This window comes from Pseudomonas sp. S1(2024), from assembly GCF_046557535.1.
In genome coordinates, this window is record NZ_JBKGFP010000048.1 from 53,917 (window position 1) to 69,353 (window position 15,437).

Below are 15,437 nucleotides of genomic sequence, written 5' to 3' on the forward strand. Positions count from 1 at the left end.
TCATCGCCCTAACTTACTACATTACCTACGCAGCCGCAGGCACCGTCTGTAACCCTTTGTGAAAGCTAGACTACACGAAGTTCGGACGATCCTGACGCGGCGGCCGATTGGAAATAACTATCGGCCACCACGCTTCACGCCTTTTATGCCCCTTTGAAACCCCTGCCCAGCAGGTACTGCTCGCGGGAACGGTCACGCGACGACGACGGCTTGCGCATCTGTACCTTGTCGAACTTGCTGCGCACGTCCTTGAGGTACACGTCAAAACCTTCGCCCTGGAAAATCTTGATCAGGAAATCGCCGCCGGGCTTTAGCACGCGGGTTGCCAGATCGAGGGCCAGCTCGCAGAGGAACATGGCACGCGGCATGTCCACCGCAGGCGTACCACTCATATTGGGGGCCATGTCGGAAATCACAAGGTCTACGTGCGAATCGCCGACGGCCTCGAGAATGCGCTGCAGCACTTCATCCTGGGTGAAATCGCCCTGGATGAAGGTCACATCGGGGATCGAGTCCATCTCCAGGATGTCGGACGCGATCAGGCGGCCCTGGCCACCAATCAGACGACTGGTCACCTGCGACCAGCCACCAGGAGCAGCGCCGAGATCGATCACGCTCATACCTGGGCGGATCAGCCGGTCCTTTTCCTGGATCTCCAGCAGTTTGTAGCTCGCACGCGAGCGGTAGCCGTCCTTTTGTGCCTGTTTCACAAAAGGATCGTTGAAATGCTCTCGCAGCCAGTTTGCGCTGCTTTTGGAACGTTGTACCACGGGGCACCTCGATGATATGCGTCGTGATTGACTGGGCGGAGCCGGTGGCCCTCGGGTAAAATGCCGGTCAATTTTACAGAATCAGACGGAAAGGGTCAGATTATGCCGCTCAATAACGAGCAGAAGAAGCAATACAAGTCCATTGGTCATGACCTGAAGCCGGTCCTGATCGTCGCTGGCAACGGTTTGAATGAAGGCGTCATCGCCGAACTGGAGCGCGCCTTGGTCGACCATGAGCTGATCAAGGTCGAAATTCGCTCGGAAGACCGCGAAGAGCGCGCCGAGACCATTGCCGAACTGTGCAAGGCCGGCCGTGCCGAACTGGTGCAGACCATTGGCAAGAAAGCCCTGATCTACCGCAAGAACCCACAGCCGAACAAGCAGCTGTCCAATATCCACCGTTACAAGTAACGGCAAAGGGGCTGCTGCGCAGCCCATCGCCGGCAAGCCAGCTCCCACAGGTACGGCGCATGGCCTGAATTCGATGCGGTCGGTGTGGGAGCCGGCTTGCCGGCGATGGGCCGCGAAGCGGCCCCAGCGATCTCGAGCCGCTTAGCGGCGCACCTTGACCGGAACCGGCTGGGCCACCAGCACGATGCCGGAAAAGCCCAGCACCAGGAAACAGAGCAGCTGCCAGCGCTCGCCAACGGAAATACCGTAGCGCAAGGTGTAATACCCCACGCAGGCACCGAAGCCGAGCAACAGCATCTGGCCACGGAACTGCTGCCACCAGGCCGACAGGCCGTCCACCCTTGCCAGCACCGCCAGCTGGGTCAACAAGCCAAGCAGCGCCACACCGATCAACCAGCGGTCGATCTGCCCGGCGATATCCTGCACCAGCAGCGGCGCCAGGCCACTGACCTTGAGCGCGGGCACCAACCCCACGTGAAACACCCACAAGCCACCGACCCAGAAAACCTGGGCCAGCTGCCATAGGATCCCCTCGAGGGATGGCGCCCGCAGGCGCCGGTCAGATGTGCTTGACTTCGACAATCTCGTACTCGACCGTGCCGCTAGGCGTCTTGACGACGACAGTATCACCTTCTTCCTTGCCGATGATGGCACGGGCAATCGGCGCTCCGCTCGAGAGCTTGCCCTGTTTAACGTCGGCTTCATCCTCGCCGACGATCTGGTAGGACACCTCTTCATCGGTTTCGGTGTTGGCCAGTACCACGGTGGTACCGAAAATCACCTTGCCGGTGTGAGGGATGGTAGTCACGTCGATCACCACCGAGTTCTGCAGGCGGCCTTCGATATCGCGGATACGCGCCTCGACCATGCCCTGCTCTTCACGGGCGGCATGGTATTCGGCGTTTTCCTTGAGGTCGCCCAGTTCACGTGCTTCGCCGATGGCCTGGCTCAGGCGCGGGCGCTCGGTCTTGCTCAGGAACAGGTGCTCCTCTTCCAGGGCGCGAGCGCCCTGGACGGTCATCGGGTACTTGGTAATGCTCATGCTTTCAGTCCTGCATGCAGATCCTGCAGGCGACGAACGGTCTTTTCCGGACCGAATTTCAGCGCCTCGCAGATGGCTTCACCGGCCGCAATGGTAGTGGTGCAGTAAATCTTGTGCTGCAGCGCATTGCGACGAATCGAGTAGGAATCGGCGATCGACTGGCGGCCTTCGGTGGTGTTGATGATCAGCGACACTTCGTCGTTCTTGATCATGTCGACCACGTGCGGGCGACCTTCGGTCACCTTGTTCACACGGCGCACTTTCAGGCCAGCCGCTTCGATAACCTTGGCAGTGCCGGCAGTTGCAACCACTTCGAAGCCCAGGGCGATCAGGTCGCGGGCAACGCCAGCCACTTGCGGCTTGTCGTCGTCACGCACGCTGATGAATGCGGTACCGCCGGTCGGCAGTACTTCGCTGGCACCCATCTGGGCTTTGGCGAAGGCTTCACCGAAGCTGTCACCGACACCCATGACTTCACCGGTCGATTTCATCTCAGGGCCGAGGATCGGGTCAACCCCCGGGAACTTGGCGAACGGGAAGACGGCTTCCTTGACGCTGTAGAAGTTCGGGATGATTTCCTGGGTGAAGCCCAGCTCTTTCAGGGTTTTGCCGGCCATGACGCGGGCCGCGATCATCGCCAGGGAGGTGCCGATGCACTTGGAGACGAACGGCACGGTACGCGAGGCGCGCGGGTTGACTTCAATCACATAGATCTTGTCGCCCTGCAGGGCCAGTTGCACGTTCATCAGGCCGACCACGCCCAGCTCCAGGGCCATCTTCTTGACCTGTACGCGGACTTCGTCCTGCACTTCCTTGCTCAGCGAGTACGGTGGCAGGGAGCATGCCGAGTCGCCGGAGTGAACGCCGGCCTGCTCGATGTGCTGCATGATGGCGCCGATCACCACATCGGTGCCGTCGCACACCGCATCCACGTCCATCTCGATGGCGCAGTTGAGGAAGTGGTCGAGCAGTACCGGGCTGTCGTTGGACACCTGCACAGCTTCGCGCAGGTAGCGCTTGAGCTCGTCCAGCTCGTAGACGATTTCCATGGCACGGCCGCCCAGTACGTAGGACGGGCGCACTACCAGCGGATAGCCGATGCCGCCAGCAGCGCTGATGGCTTCTTCTTCGCTGCGCACGGTGGCGTTTGGCGGCTGCAGCAGGTTCAGGCGCTGAACCATCTGCTGGAAGCGCTCGCGGTCTTCAGCGCGGTCGATGGCATCCGGGCTGGTACCGATGATCGGTACGCCGGCTTCTTCCAGGGCGCGGGCCAGTTTCAGCGGGGTCTGGCCACCGTAGTGGACGATCACGCCTTTCGGCTTCTCGACACGGCACACTTCCAGCACGTCTTCCAGGGTCAGCGGCTCGAAGTACAGGCGGTCGGATGTGTCGTAGTCGGTGGAGACGGTTTCCGGGTTGCAGTTGACCATGATGGTCTCGTAACCGTCTTCACGCAGCGCCAGTGCGGCGTGTACGCAGCAGTAGTCGAACTCGATACCCTGGCCGATACGGTTAGGGCCGCCACCCAGGATCATGATCTTGTCGCGGGTCGACGGGTTGGCCTCGCACTCTTCCTCATAGGTGGAGTACAGGTAGGCGGTGTCGGTAGCGAATTCGGCAGCGCAGGTGTCGACGCGCTTGTACACCGGGAACACTTCCAGCTTGTGGCGGTGACGGCGCAGGTTCTTGTCGGTGATACCCAACAGCTTGGCCAGGCGCTGGTCAGAGAAGCCCTTGCGCTTGAGGCGCAGCATGTAGTCCTTGTCGATCGACGACAGGGCCAGGGTCTTGACCTTCTCTTCTTCCTTGATCAGGTCTTCCATCTGCACCAGGAACCACATGTCGATGCCGGTCAGGTCGAAGATCTGCTCGCAGGTCATGCCGGCACGCATGGCGTCAGCCACGTACCAGATACGCTCGGCGCCCGGTACGGTCAGCTCGCGCTTGAGGATGCTGCTGGCTTCGGGGTTGGCCAGGTCGACTTTCGGGTCGAGGCCGCAGGCGCCGACTTCCAGGCCGCGCAGAGCTTTCTGCAGAGACTCCTGGAAGGTACGGCCGATGGCCATGACTTCACCCACGGACTTCATCTGGGTGGTCAGGCGGGCGTCGGCTTTCGGGAATTTCTCGAAGGCGAAGCGCGGCAGCTTGGTGACGACGTAGTCGATCGACGGCTCGAAGGACGCCGGGGTGCGGCCGCCGGTGATGTCGTTCTGCAGTTCGTCGAGGGTGTAGCCGACAGCCAGCTTGGCAGCGATCTTGGCGATCGGGAAGCCAGTGGCCTTGGAGGCCAGCGCCGAGGAACGCGAAACGCGCGGGTTCATCTCGATCACGACCATGCGGCCAGTGTTCGGGCAGATACCGAACTGCACGTTGGAACCGCCGGTTTCAACACCGATTTCACGCAGCACCGCCAGGGAGGCGTTGCGCATGATCTGGTATTCCTTGTCAGTCAGGGTCTGTGCCGGGGCAACGGTGATCGAGTCACCGGTGTGCACGCCCATCGGGTCGAAGTTCTCGATCGAGCAGACGATGATGCAGTTGTCCTTCTTGTCGCGGACCACCTCCATCTCGTATTCCTTCCAACCGATCAGCGATTCGTCGATCAGCAGTTCCTTGGTCGGCGACAGGTCCAGGCCACGGGCGCAGATTTCTTCGAATTCTTCACGGTTGTAGGCGATACCACCACCGGTGCCGCCCATGGTGAACGACGGACGGATGATGCACGGGAAGCCCAGGCGTTCGAGGACGGCGTTGGCTTCTTCCATGCTGTGGGCGATACCGGAGCGCGGGCACTCCAGGCCGATGTCCTTCATCGCCTTGTCGAAGCGCGAGCGGTCTTCGGCCTTGTCGATGGTATCGGCGTTGGCACCGATCATTTCCACGCCGAACTTTTCCAGAACGCCGTGGCGCTCCAGGTCCAGGGCGCAGTTCAGTGCAGTCTGGCCACCCATGGTCGGCAGCAGTGCGTCCGGGCGCTCTTTCTCGATGATCTTGGCCACCGACTGCCACTTGATCGGCTCGATGTAGGTGGCGTCGGCCATGGCCGGGTCGGTCATGATGGTGGCTGGGTTGGAGTTCACCAGGATGACGCGGAAACCTTCCTCGCGCAGGGCTTTACAGGCCTGGGCGCCGGAGTAGTCGAATTCGCAGGCCTGGCCGATCACGATCGGGCCAGCGCCGAGAATCAGGATGCTTTTGATGTCTGTACGTTTTGGCATGGTTGTCACTCAAATCCGGGGTCAGTCGGCAAGCCGCTTTGAACAATCTGGGTCAGGCGCTTCCGGGCGCGGCGCAAGCCGGCCCGGGGCCTTGAAGCAGGATGCTCAGCGGCGCTTGGCCATGGCATCGATGAAACGATCGAACAGTGGCGCGACGTCGGTCGGGCCTGGGCTCGCTTCAGGGTGGCCCTGGAAGCTGAACGCGCTCTTGTCGGTACGCTCGATACCCTGCAGGGTGCCGTCGAACAGCGACTTGTGGATGGCGCGGACGTTGCCCGGCAGGGTGGCCTCGTCAACGGCAAAGCCGTGGTTCTGGCTGGTGATCATGACCACACCGGTGTCCAGATCCTGGACCGGGTGGTTGGCACCGTGGTGGCCATGGCCCATTTTCACGGTCTTGGCGCCAGAAGCCAGGGCCAGCAGCTGATGGCCCAGGCAGATACCGAATACCGGGATCTCGGTCTCGAGGATTTCCTTGATCGCCTGGATGGCGTAGTCGCAAGGCTCGGGGTCACCAGGGCCGTTGGACAGGAAAACGCCGTCCGGGTTGAGTGCCAGCACTTCGCTGGCCGGAGTCTGGGCCGGCACCACGGTCACGCGGCAGCCACGGGCAACCAGCATGCGCAGGATGTTCAGCTTGACGCCGTAGTCGAAGGCGACCACGTGGTAAGGCAGGTCAGCGGCTTCGATGGTCGGATGGCTGTCGGTCTTCAGTTCCCACACGCTGGAGCGCCACTCGTAGCGTTCCTTGGTGGAAACGACCTTGGCCAGGTCCATGCCCTTCAGGCCCGGGAAGGCGCGGGCAGCGGCGATGGCGGCTTCTTCGCTGATGTTGTCACCGGCGAGGATGCAACCGTTCTGAGCGCCCTTTTCACGCAGGATTCGGGTCAGGCGACGGGTGTCGATACCGGCGATGGCGACGACGTTGTTGGCCTTGAGGTACTCAGGCAGCGACTGGGTGTTACGCCAGTTGCTGGCCAGCAGCGGCAGGTCACGAATGACCAGGCCAGCGGACCAGACGCGGTTCGACTCGGCGTCTTCCGGGGTAGTACCGGTATTGCCGATGTGCGGGTAGGTCAGGGTAACGATTTGCTGCGCATAGGAAGGGTCTGTAAGGATTTCCTGGTAGCCGGTCATAGCGGTGTTGAATACCACCTCACCAACGGTCTGACCGTCGGCACCGATAGCTTCACCGCGGAAAATACTGCCGTCGGCAAGGGCGAGTATGGCTGGCTTTGTCAAGAAGACCTCCCGTAAATCAAGCATGAAAGGGCGATCGCAGGTTGCAAAAAAGCGGAGTGACGTATGGACACGTCACCCCGCTTTCATGTGCTGAATTCAATTCGCTGCGCGCTTTTAGTGGACACACTAAAGCTGTAGCTTACAGAAAAGTGCGTTTTCGGTCTACCGCGGATGTGCCTCTAAAACACATCAATGCGACAGGCTGACATCGGCGCCGGCTTCTTCGCGGGTAAACCCGCTCCCACAGGTACAGCGTTGCCCTCAGGCATGGCGCTATCCCTGTGGGAGCGGGCAAGCCCGCGAAGAAGCCAACACCACTCCAACTGCTTAACGCAGCTCGAGCACATCCTGCATGTCATACAGGCCAGGCACACGCCCGTCCAGCCACAGCGCCGCACGCACGGCGCCCTTGGCGAAGGTCATGCGGCTGGAAGCCTTGTGGGTAATCTCGACGCGCTCGCCTTCAGCGGCGAACAGCACGGTATGGTCACCCACCACATCACCGGCACGCACGGTGGCGAAGCCGATGGTCTTACGCTCACGTGCACCGGTCTGCCCTTCACGGCCATACACGGCCACTTCCTGCAGGTTGCGACCCAGCGCCTGGGCAACCACTTCACCCATGCGCAGCGCGGTGCCCGACGGCGCATCGACCTTGTGCCGGTGGTGCGCTTCGAGGATTTCGATATCCACATCGTCACCCAGCACGCGCGCCGCGGTATCCAGCAGCTTCAGGCACAGGTTGACGCCGACACTGAAGTTGGCGGCGAAGACGATAGGGATTTCCTTGCCGGCTTCGGCCAGCTGCTGCTTCTCTTCAGGAGTGAAGCCAGTGGTGCCGATGATCATGGCCTTGCCCGCCTTGCGGCAGAACGCCAGGTTCTTCAGGGTTACCGAAGGGTGGGTGAAGTCGATCAGCACGTCGAACTCATCGACCACCTTGCCAAGGTCGTCGGAAATCGGCACACCAATACGGCCCAGGGCCGCCAGCTCACCAGCATCAGCCCCCACCAGCGAGCTGTCCGGACGGTCGATCGCCGCCGTCAGGCCCGCCTGGGGAGCCTGCTGCTGCACGGCTTCGACGAGGGTCTTGCCCATCCGCCCTGCCGCGCCCATCACTGCAATACGTCGCATAGCCATTTCCTTGTCAGAGATCGCCGAAGAAGCGCTTCACGCCATCGAACCAGCCACTGGCCTTGGGCGAGTGAGAGCTATCGCCTTCCAGCGAATCACGCAGCTCTTCGAGCAACTCGCGCTGACGACGGCTGAGATTGACCGGGGTTTCCACCGCCACACGACACAGCAGGTCGCCCGCACCACCACCGCGCACCGGAGCAACACCCTTGCCGCGCAGGCGGAACTGCTTGCCGGTCTGGGTACCCTCCGGGATCTTCAGCTTCACCCGACCATCGAGGGTCGGCACCTCCAGTTCGCCACCCAAGGCAGCATCGGTGTAGCTGATTGGCACTTCGCAGTACAGGTGCTTGCCATCACGCTGGAAGATCTCGTGCTCACGCACGTTGATCACTACATACAGGTCGCCGGTCGGGCCACCATGGGTACCAGCCTCGCCCTCGCCCGACAGGCGGATGCGGTCGCCAGTATCGACACCTGCCGGCACCTTGACCGACAGCGTCTTGTATTCCTCGACACGACCTTCGCCGTGGCACGAGGTGCATGGGTCGGTAATGATCTTGCCCTGGCCATGGCAGCGCGGGCAGGTCTGCTGTACCGAGAAGAAGCCTTGCTGCATGCGCACCTGGCCGATACCGCCACAAGTCGGACAGGTAGACGGGGTCGAGCCCTTCTTGGCACCGGAGCCGTCGCACGGCTGGCAGTTGACCAGCGTGGGCACACGGATGCTGACCGTGGTGCCACGTACCGCTTCTTCCAGGTTCAGTTCCAGGGTGTAGCGCAGGTCACTGCCGCGCTGAGCACCACCACGCGAGCCGCCACGGCCACCCCCGAAGAAGTCGCTGAACACATCACCGAAGATGTCGGAGAAGTTGGCACCACCGAAACCGGCGCCACCACCACCCATGCTCGGGTCCACACCCGCATGACCGTACTGGTCGAACGCAGCGCGCTTGCTGGCGTCAGACAGCACTTCGTAGGCCTCGTTGGCCTCCTTGAACTTGTCTTCCGACTCTTTGTCGCCTGGGTTGCGGTCCGGATGGTACTTCATCGCCAGGCGACGGTAAGCCTTCTTGAGGTCTGATTCGCTGGCGCCGCGCTCGACACCCAATACCTCATAATAATCACGCTTGGACATAGGTCATTTGCACCTTGTTGGGCGTCTGGCATCTACGCCGCGCCATCAGCACCCGCCCTTTGCCCATCAGGGCCACTGACAGATGCTGTAAAAATTCTCGAATTCCAGATACGCCAACGCGGGAGCAAGCCCCCGCGCGGCGACATCCTACCAGCTCACCACCAAACGGCGGTGAACTGGCCGACAACATGCAGGGATTACTGCTTGTTGTTGTCTTTCACTTCTTCGAACTCAGCGTCAACCACGTCATCGTGCTTGGCTTCCGGCTCGGCCTGCTGTGCGCCGCCCTGAGGCTGTTCGGCCGACTGCTCGGCGTACATCTTCTGGGCAACCGGCGCCGAAACCTTGGACAGCTCCTCGACCTTGGCGTCGATGGCAGCCTTGTCGTCGCCTTTGACAGCGGCTTCCAGGGCAACAACGGCAGCCTCGATGGCGGCTTTCTCTTCAGCGGTAACCTTGTCACCAGCGTCAGCGACCATCTTGCGGGTCGAGTGAACCAGCGCATCACCCTGGTTACGGGCAGCGGCCAGCTCTTCGAACTTGCGGTCTTCCTCGGCGTTGGCCTCGGCGTCACGCACCATGCGCTCGATCTCTTCGTCCGACAGGCCGGAGTTGGCCTTGATCACGATCGACTGCGACTTGCCGGTAGCCTTGTCCTTGGCGCTGACGTGCAGGATGCCGTTGGCGTCGATGTCGAAGGTTACTTCGATCTGCGGAACGCCACGTGGAGCCGGCGGAATGTCAGCCAGGTCGAACTTGCCCAGCGACTTGTTCTGTGCAGCCTGCTTGCGCTCACCCTGCAGCACGTGAATGGTCACGGCACCCTGGTTGTCGTCGGCAGTCGAGAACACCTGCGACTTCTTGGTCGGGATGGTGGTGTTCTTCTCGATCAGCGAAGTCATTACGCCACCCATGGTTTCGATACCAAGGGTCAGCGGGCTGACGTCCAGCAGCAGTACGTCCTTGACGTCACCAGCCAGCACCGCGCCCTGGATGGCAGCACCCATGGCCACGGCTTCGTCCGGGTTGACGTCCTTGCGCGCTTCTTTACCGAAGAAGTCGGCAACGGCTTTCTGCACCAGCGGCATACGGGTCTGGCCACCGACCAGGATCACGTCGTCGATCTTGCTTGCATCGATACCGGCGTCCTTCAGGGCGATACGGCAAGGCTCGATGGTACGGGCAACCAGGTCTTCGACCAGCGATTCCAGCTTGGCGCGGGAAATCTTCACGTTCAGGTGCTTCGGACCGGTAGCGTCTGCAGTGATGTACGGCAGGTTTACGTCGGTCGACTGAGCGGAGGACAGTTCGATCTTGGCCTTTTCAGCGGCTTCTTTCAGACGCTGCAGTGCCAGCGGATCGTTCTTCAGGTCCATGCCGGACTCTTTCTTGAACTCGTCGACGAGGTAGTCGATCAGGCGCATGTCGAAGTCTTCGCCACCCAGGAAGGTGTCGCCGTTGGTAGCCAGTACTTCGAACTGGTGCTCACCGTCGACTTCGGCAATCTCGATGACCGAAACGTCGAAGGTACCACCACCCAAGTCATAAACGATGACGGTGTGGTCGCCCTTGGCCTTGTCCATGCCGTAAGCCAGTGCAGCGGCAGTTGGCTCGTTGATGATGCGTTTTACATCCAGGCCAGCGATGCGACCGGCATCCTTGGTGGCCTGACGCTGGCTGTCATTGAAGTAGGCCGGAACGGTGATGACCGCTTCGGTAACTGGCTCGCCGAGGTAGTCTTCGGCGGTTTTCTTCATTTTCTTCAGGACTTCGGCGCTGATCTGCGGCGGAGCCATGTCTTTGCCACTGGCCTGCACCCAGGCGTCGCCATTGCTGGCCTTGACGATCTTGTAAGGCACCAGCTTGATGTCTTTCTGTACAACATCTTCTTCGAAGCGGCGGCCGATCAGGCGCTTCACTGCGAACAGAGTGTTGTGCGGGTTGGTGACCGCCTGACGCTTGGCCGACTGACCAACCAGGATTTCGCCGTCATTGGCGTAGGCCACGATCGAAGGGGTGGTACGCGCACCTTCGGCGTTTTCGATGACCTTGACGTTACCGTTTTCCAGAACAGAGACGCACGAGTTGGTGGTCCCCAGGTCGATACCGATGATTTTACCCATGTTAACTCTCCCGAAACTTGAATTTGGTAGCAGCGACTACTTTGGCCAACTGCGGTAATACTTGAAGGCTTGACACCTAGATGGGGATGCCCGGATGGATTTCAAGCCTTTTCATTGATCGAGGGTTGCGCCGCGCTTGGCGCCTTGCTGACCACCACCATGGCGGGGCGCAGCAGACGACCGTTGAGCAGATAGCCCTTCTGGAACACGTTCAGCACGCTGTTCGGCTCCACTTCGGCGTTTTCCTGCATGGCCATGGCCTGGTGGTGCTCTGGGTTGAACGGCTGGCCGTGCGGGTCGACTGCTTCGAGGTTGTAGCGCTTGAGAGTGTCCTGGAACATCTTCAGGGTCAGCTCGACACCCTCGCGGATCTGCTTGACGTGCTCATCGTCGGCACTGGAGTGCGCCAGGGCCAGTTCCAGGCTGTCGATCACCGGCAGCAGGTCGCCCGAGAACTTCTCGAGGGCAAACTTGTGGGCTTTCTCGACATCCTGCTCGGCACGACGACGAGCGTTCTGCACGTCGGCAACGGCGCGCAGCGCCTGGTCCTTGGCGGCGGCCAGCTGCTCCTCGAGTTCCAGGACGCGGGCATCGGCAGCATTACCTGCACCGGTCTCTTCGACGTTAAGGTCTTTCTCGTTCAGCTGTTCGTCAGCCATGGGGTCTCTCCTGCGCAATTTTGTGGACTGCGAGCCAGGCTCGCCTTTGATGTCGGCTATATGGGGCCGGAAAAACCAGCTTCAAGGGGCAAGGTCGTTTTCCCGGCTGCAACAGAATCTGCCAAGGGGCATTGGCAGGCCCGAAAAAAGTACTGTATAAATAACCAGACCTGACTTTCGGGAGCCGCCCCATGCTGGTGCACCTGTCCATTCACAACTACGCCATCGTCGAGCACCTCGACCTCGAGATCGCCCGAGGCATGTCCGTCATCACCGGTGAGACCGGTGCAGGCAAATCGATCATGCTCGATGCCCTCGGTCTGGCCCTGGGCGACCGGGCCGACAGTGGCGTGGTGCGCCCCGGCACGGACAAGGCAGACATCCTCGCCACCTTCGACCTGGTGGACATCCCCGAGGCGCATGCCTGGCTGGCCGAGCGTGACCTGGACAACGACGGCCTGTGCATCCTGCGCCGGGTGATCACCGCCGAAGGCCGCAGCCGCGGCTACATCAATGGCACCCCCTGCCCGCTCGGCGACCTCAAGGCACTGGGCGAGCTGCTGATCGATATCCACAGCCAGCACGAGCACCAGTCACTACTCAAGACCGACACCCATCGCCGCCTGCTCGACGAGTACGCCGGCGCCGTCGACCTGGCCCGTCAGGTACAGCTGGCGGCCAAGCGCTGGAACCAGACCCGCCTGGAGCTGGAGCGCCTGTCCAACTCCGGCGATGAGCAGCGCGCCCGCCATCAGCTACTGAGCTACCAGTTGGAGGAACTGGACAACCTCGGCCTGGGTGAATACGAACTGGAGCAGTTGGAGCAGGAACACAAGAACCTGACCAGCGCCGAAGCCTTGTTCGGCATCTGCCGCCAGGTCATCGACCAGTGCAGCGAAAGCGATTCGGGCAACGTGCTCAGCGCCCTCACCTCCAGCCTCAACCGCCTGGGTGCCGCCCCCAACTCGCCAAAGGCACTGGGCGAAGCGGCCAACCTGATCGCCAGCGCGCAGATTCAGGTCGAGGAAGCCGTGGGCGAGCTCAATCGTTTCCTCGACAACTTCGACGCCGACCCCATGCGCCTGCAGGCACTGGAAGAACGCCTCGACACTATCTATACGCTGGCACGCAAACACCGAGTGCACCCAACCGAACTGCCCCACCTGCAGCAGCAACTGATGGAAGAGCTGGAGGGCCTGAACGCCAGTGATGAGTCGATCGAGCGATTGGGTGAAGAACTGGCCGCTTTCGCCCAGCATTATAAAGAGAAGGCGCTCGAGCTCAGCGCGCTGCGCCAGCAGGCCGCCCAACAGTTGGCGGTGGCCGTCGAGCAGGAGATCCAGCGCCTGGGCATGCCTGGCGGGCGCTTCTGTATCGCACTTACACCCAATGAAGGAGCAGACCTTTCGCCCCATGGCCTGGAGCAGATCGAGCTATTGGTCAGCGCCAACCCTGGCCAACCGCTCAAGGGCCTGGCCAAGGTGGCTTCAGGTGGCGAACTGTCCCGCATCAGCCTGGCGATCCAGGTAATTACCGCGCAGACTTCACGCATTCCAACCCTGGTGTTCGACGAAGTCGACGTCGGTATCGGCGGGCCTACTGCCGAAATCGTCGGCCAACTGCTGCGCCGCCTGGGCGAACGCGGCCAGGTGCTGACCGTTACCCACCTGCCGCAGGTGGCGGCACAAGGGCATCACCACCTGTTCGTGCACAAGGTGCGCAACAGCGACACCACCCACACCGCCGTGGCCAACCTGGGCAAACGTGAGCGAGTGGAGGAAGTGGCGCGGATGCTGGGCGGCATAGACCTGACCAAGGAATCCCTGGCGCATGCGCGCAAGATGGTGGTGAGCGGCAAGGCCTGACCCCTTCTTTTTCAGGCCCATTCGCGGGCACGCCCGCTCCCACAGGATGATCACAGGACCTGAAATCTGTGGTGTACCTGTGGGAGCGGGCGTGCCCGCGAAGAGGCCAGCACCGACAACACACTTCCAGCCCCAGAAAGCACAAAGGCGACCCGAAGGTCGCCTTTGTCATTCATAACGATAAAAATCGTTACTTCTTTTTACGTACGTACAGGACCAGATTGTGATCCACCAGCTCGTAGCCATGCTCGGCCACGATTTCGCGCTGGCGTTTCTCGATCTCGGCATCCATGAACTCGATGACTTCACTGGTCTCCACATTGACCATATGGTCGTGATGACCGCCATCGGCCAGTTCGAACACCGCATGACCGCCGTCGAAGTTGTGGCGAACCACCAGACCCGCCGCTTCGAACTGGGTCAGTACGCGGTAGACGGTGGCCAGGCCCACGTCCTCGCCAGCCTCCATCAGCGCCTTGTAGACATCCTCGGCGCTCATGTGACGCTGCTCGGTAGAGTCGAGCATCTGAAGGATCTTGACTCGAGGCAGGGTCACCTTGAGACCGGCTTTGCGCAATTCGCTATTTTCAACCATGGTCAGCTTTCTCGCCGATGCTGCTTCGCAGCTTCTCTTAATACGGGTATGATCGGGGTTTACGTTGTCCAGCCAAGATAGTGGAAGTCGCCCACCGATGCAAAACACCAAGCTCTTGCTAACCAGCCTCACCCTAGTGGGACTGCTCGCACTCGCCGGTTGCTCGTTTCCCGGGGTTTACAAAATCGACATCCAGCAGGGCAATGTCGTTACGCAAGACATGATAGACCAATTGCGCCCCGGAATGACCCGCCGGCAAGTAAGGTTTATCATGGGTAACCCGCTAATCCAGGACACCTTCAACACCAACCGTTGGGATTACCTGTACAGCCTGCAGCCAGGCGGCGGCAAACGCCAGCAAGAACGCATGAGCGTGTTCTTCAACGAAAGCGACCAGTTGGTGAGCCTGTCCGGCGACTTCATGCCAGGCGTCAGCCGCGACCAGGAAATCCTCGGCGGCAGCAGCGACACCACGGTCAGCCCGGCCAACCAGCCAGAGCAGCCAACCGCGCAGCCTGAAGAAAAACCGGCCAAGCCAGGTTCGGTGGAAGAATCCATCCAGCGCGAAATCGACACCATCGAGACCACCCCGGTCCCGACTCCAGCGCCGCTGGAAACCTCGCCTCAATAAGCGGCGAGCAGATACAAAAAAGCCCGGACCTGGTCCGGGCTTTTTGTTGCCGCTGTTTCAGTCAGGCATTCAGTTGCTTGGCACGCTGGCAAAAGGCATCCACCAGCGTATTTGCCGCCTGGTTGAACAGCGGCCCCAAAGTCGCGCGCACCAGCGGGCCAGCATAGTCGAACGAAAGGTCCAGGCTGATCTTGCAGGCCTTTTCACCCAGCGGCTTGAATACCCAAAGGCCATGCAACTGGGTGAACGGCCCCTCCTCCAGGTTCATCTCGATAGACTGCCCCGGCACCAGTAAATTGCGCGTGACGAAGTGCTGGCTCATGCCGCCCTTGGCCACTTCGAGCTTGGCACGCATGTGCGTGTCGCTGGCTTCGATCACCGTCGAGGCCGAGCACCAAGGCAGAAACTGCGGGTAGCTGGCCACATCGTTGACCAGATCATAGAGCGCCTGGGCGGGATACGGCAGCAGGGCGGAGCGTTGAATATGGGTAGTCATCCAGGCATCACTTCCAAGGCTGGGTGGCGGCGCTTCGCAGCGTGCCGAAAACAGGTTCTGTCGCAAAGACAGGGGCTGTATTGTCCGGTATTCATTGCAGTGGCTCAAGCACA

The 15,437-nt window shown here is 61.1% G+C and carries 14 protein-coding genes; 3 read left to right on the forward strand and 11 right to left on the reverse strand.

Annotated features, from left to right (window positions below; all coding sequences use genetic code 11):
• Positions 1–143: 143 nt before the first annotated feature.
• A complete protein-coding gene (gene rlmE / locus ACLCGK_RS13875) occupies positions 144–770 on the reverse strand; it encodes a 23S rRNA (uridine(2552)-2'-O)-methyltransferase RlmE (protein ID WP_015271862.1) in 627 nt (208 codons plus the stop codon).
• 102 nt (positions 771–872) lie between these two features.
• Between rlmE and yhbY the strand changes: the two genes are divergently transcribed.
• Positions 873–1,181, forward strand: coding sequence for a ribosome assembly RNA-binding protein YhbY (yhbY, locus tag ACLCGK_RS13880; RefSeq protein WP_003249945.1), 309 nt, complete (start codon positions 873–875; stop codon positions 1,179–1,181).
• 141 nt (positions 1,182–1,322) lie between these two features.
• Here the strand turns inward: yhbY and ACLCGK_RS13885 are convergent, their stop codons facing one another.
• From ACLCGK_RS13885 to grpE, 8 genes are all read right to left on the reverse strand, one after another.
• Positions 1,323–1,763 (reverse strand): hypothetical protein, encoded by a 441-nt coding sequence (locus ACLCGK_RS13885; RefSeq protein WP_049798463.1) that lies wholly within the window; start codon positions 1,761–1,763, stop codon positions 1,323–1,325.
• Positions 1,741–2,223, reverse strand: a complete 483-nt coding sequence (greA, locus tag ACLCGK_RS13890; RefSeq protein ID WP_013974292.1) for a transcription elongation factor GreA — start codon at positions 2,221–2,223, stop codon at positions 1,741–1,743. The genes ACLCGK_RS13885 and greA overlap by 23 nt, the downstream gene beginning before the upstream one ends.
• Complete coding sequence (carB, locus tag ACLCGK_RS13895; RefSeq protein ID WP_015271865.1) at positions 2,220–5,441, reverse strand: carbamoyl-phosphate synthase large subunit; 3,222 nt, start codon at positions 5,439–5,441, stop codon at positions 2,220–2,222. The genes greA and carB overlap by 4 nt, the downstream gene beginning before the upstream one ends.
• 105 nt (positions 5,442–5,546) lie before the next feature.
• Entirely contained in the window at positions 5,547–6,683 is a 1,137-nt protein-coding gene (carA, locus tag ACLCGK_RS13900) for a glutamine-hydrolyzing carbamoyl-phosphate synthase small subunit (RefSeq protein ID WP_013974294.1), read from the reverse strand.
• Positions 6,684–7,010: 327 nt separating this feature from the next.
• Positions 7,011–7,817: a 4-hydroxy-tetrahydrodipicolinate reductase gene (gene dapB, locus ACLCGK_RS13905; RefSeq protein WP_410952200.1), complete on the reverse strand. Its 807-nt coding sequence runs from the start codon at positions 7,815–7,817 to the stop codon at positions 7,011–7,013.
• A gap of 13 nt (positions 7,818–7,830) precedes the next feature.
• Positions 7,831–8,955: a molecular chaperone DnaJ gene (gene dnaJ, locus ACLCGK_RS13910; protein ID WP_013974296.1), complete on the reverse strand. Its 1,125-nt coding sequence runs from the start codon at positions 8,953–8,955 to the stop codon at positions 7,831–7,833.
• 197 nt (positions 8,956–9,152) lie between these two features.
• Positions 9,153–11,078, reverse strand: a complete 1,926-nt coding sequence (dnaK, locus tag ACLCGK_RS13915) for a molecular chaperone DnaK (protein ID WP_015271867.1) — start codon at positions 11,076–11,078, stop codon at positions 9,153–9,155.
• A 101-nt stretch (positions 11,079–11,179) separates the two neighbouring features.
• Complete coding sequence (grpE, locus tag ACLCGK_RS13920) at positions 11,180–11,737, reverse strand: nucleotide exchange factor GrpE (protein ID WP_003258073.1); 558 nt, start codon at positions 11,735–11,737, stop codon at positions 11,180–11,182.
• A 191-nt stretch (positions 11,738–11,928) separates the two neighbouring features.
• Here grpE and recN point away from each other — a divergent pair, with 191 nt between their 5' ends.
• Positions 11,929–13,602: a DNA repair protein RecN gene (recN, locus tag ACLCGK_RS13925; RefSeq protein WP_061551376.1), complete on the forward strand. Its 1,674-nt coding sequence runs from the start codon at positions 11,929–11,931 to the stop codon at positions 13,600–13,602.
• Between the two features lie 190 nt (positions 13,603–13,792).
• On the opposite strand, the gene fur is transcribed toward recN, so the two are convergent.
• Entirely contained in the window at positions 13,793–14,197 is a 405-nt protein-coding gene (fur, locus tag ACLCGK_RS13930) for a ferric iron uptake transcriptional regulator (protein ID WP_015271870.1), read from the reverse strand.
• Positions 14,198–14,294: 97 nt separating this feature from the next.
• Between fur and ACLCGK_RS13935 the strand changes: the two genes are divergently transcribed.
• Positions 14,295–14,828 (forward strand): outer membrane protein assembly factor BamE, encoded by a 534-nt coding sequence (locus ACLCGK_RS13935; protein ID WP_015271871.1) that lies wholly within the window; start codon positions 14,295–14,297, stop codon positions 14,826–14,828.
• Between the two features lie 61 nt (positions 14,829–14,889).
• Here the strand turns inward: ACLCGK_RS13935 and ACLCGK_RS13940 are convergent, their stop codons facing one another.
• A complete protein-coding gene (locus ACLCGK_RS13940) occupies positions 14,890–15,324 on the reverse strand; it encodes a type II toxin-antitoxin system RatA family toxin (RefSeq protein ID WP_410952201.1) in 435 nt (144 codons plus the stop codon).
• Positions 15,325–15,437 lie beyond the last annotated feature (113 nt).

Coding starts and splice junctions, on each gene's coding strand:
- yhbY (WP_003249945.1), top strand. CDS start 873: ATGCCGCTCAATAACGAGCAGAAGAAGCAATACAAGTCCATTGGTCAT.
- greA (WP_013974292.1), bottom strand. CDS start 2,223: ATGAGCATTACCAAGTACCCGATGACCGTCCAGGGCGCTCGCGCCCTG.
- carB (WP_015271865.1), bottom strand. CDS start 5,441: ATGCCAAAACGTACAGACATCAAAAGCATCCTGATTCTCGGCGCTGGC.
- dapB (WP_410952200.1), bottom strand. CDS start 7,817: ATGCGACGTATTGCAGTGATGGGCGCGGCAGGGCGGATGGGCAAGACC.
- dnaJ (WP_013974296.1), bottom strand. CDS start 8,955: ATGTCCAAGCGTGATTATTATGAGGTATTGGGTGTCGAGCGCGGCGCC.
- dnaK (WP_015271867.1), bottom strand. CDS start 11,078: ATGGGTAAAATCATCGGTATCGACCTGGGGACCACCAACTCGTGCGTC.
- grpE (WP_003258073.1), bottom strand. CDS start 11,737: ATGGCTGACGAACAGCTGAACGAGAAAGACCTTAACGTCGAAGAGACC.
- recN (WP_061551376.1), top strand. CDS start 11,929: ATGCTGGTGCACCTGTCCATTCACAACTACGCCATCGTCGAGCACCTC.
- fur (WP_015271870.1), bottom strand. CDS start 14,197: ATGGTTGAAAATAGCGAATTGCGCAAAGCCGGTCTCAAGGTGACCCTG.
- ACLCGK_RS13935 (WP_015271871.1), top strand. CDS start 14,295: ATGCAAAACACCAAGCTCTTGCTAACCAGCCTCACCCTAGTGGGACTG.
- ACLCGK_RS13940 (WP_410952201.1), bottom strand. CDS start 15,324: ATGACTACCCATATTCAACGCTCCGCCCTGCTGCCGTATCCCGCCCAG.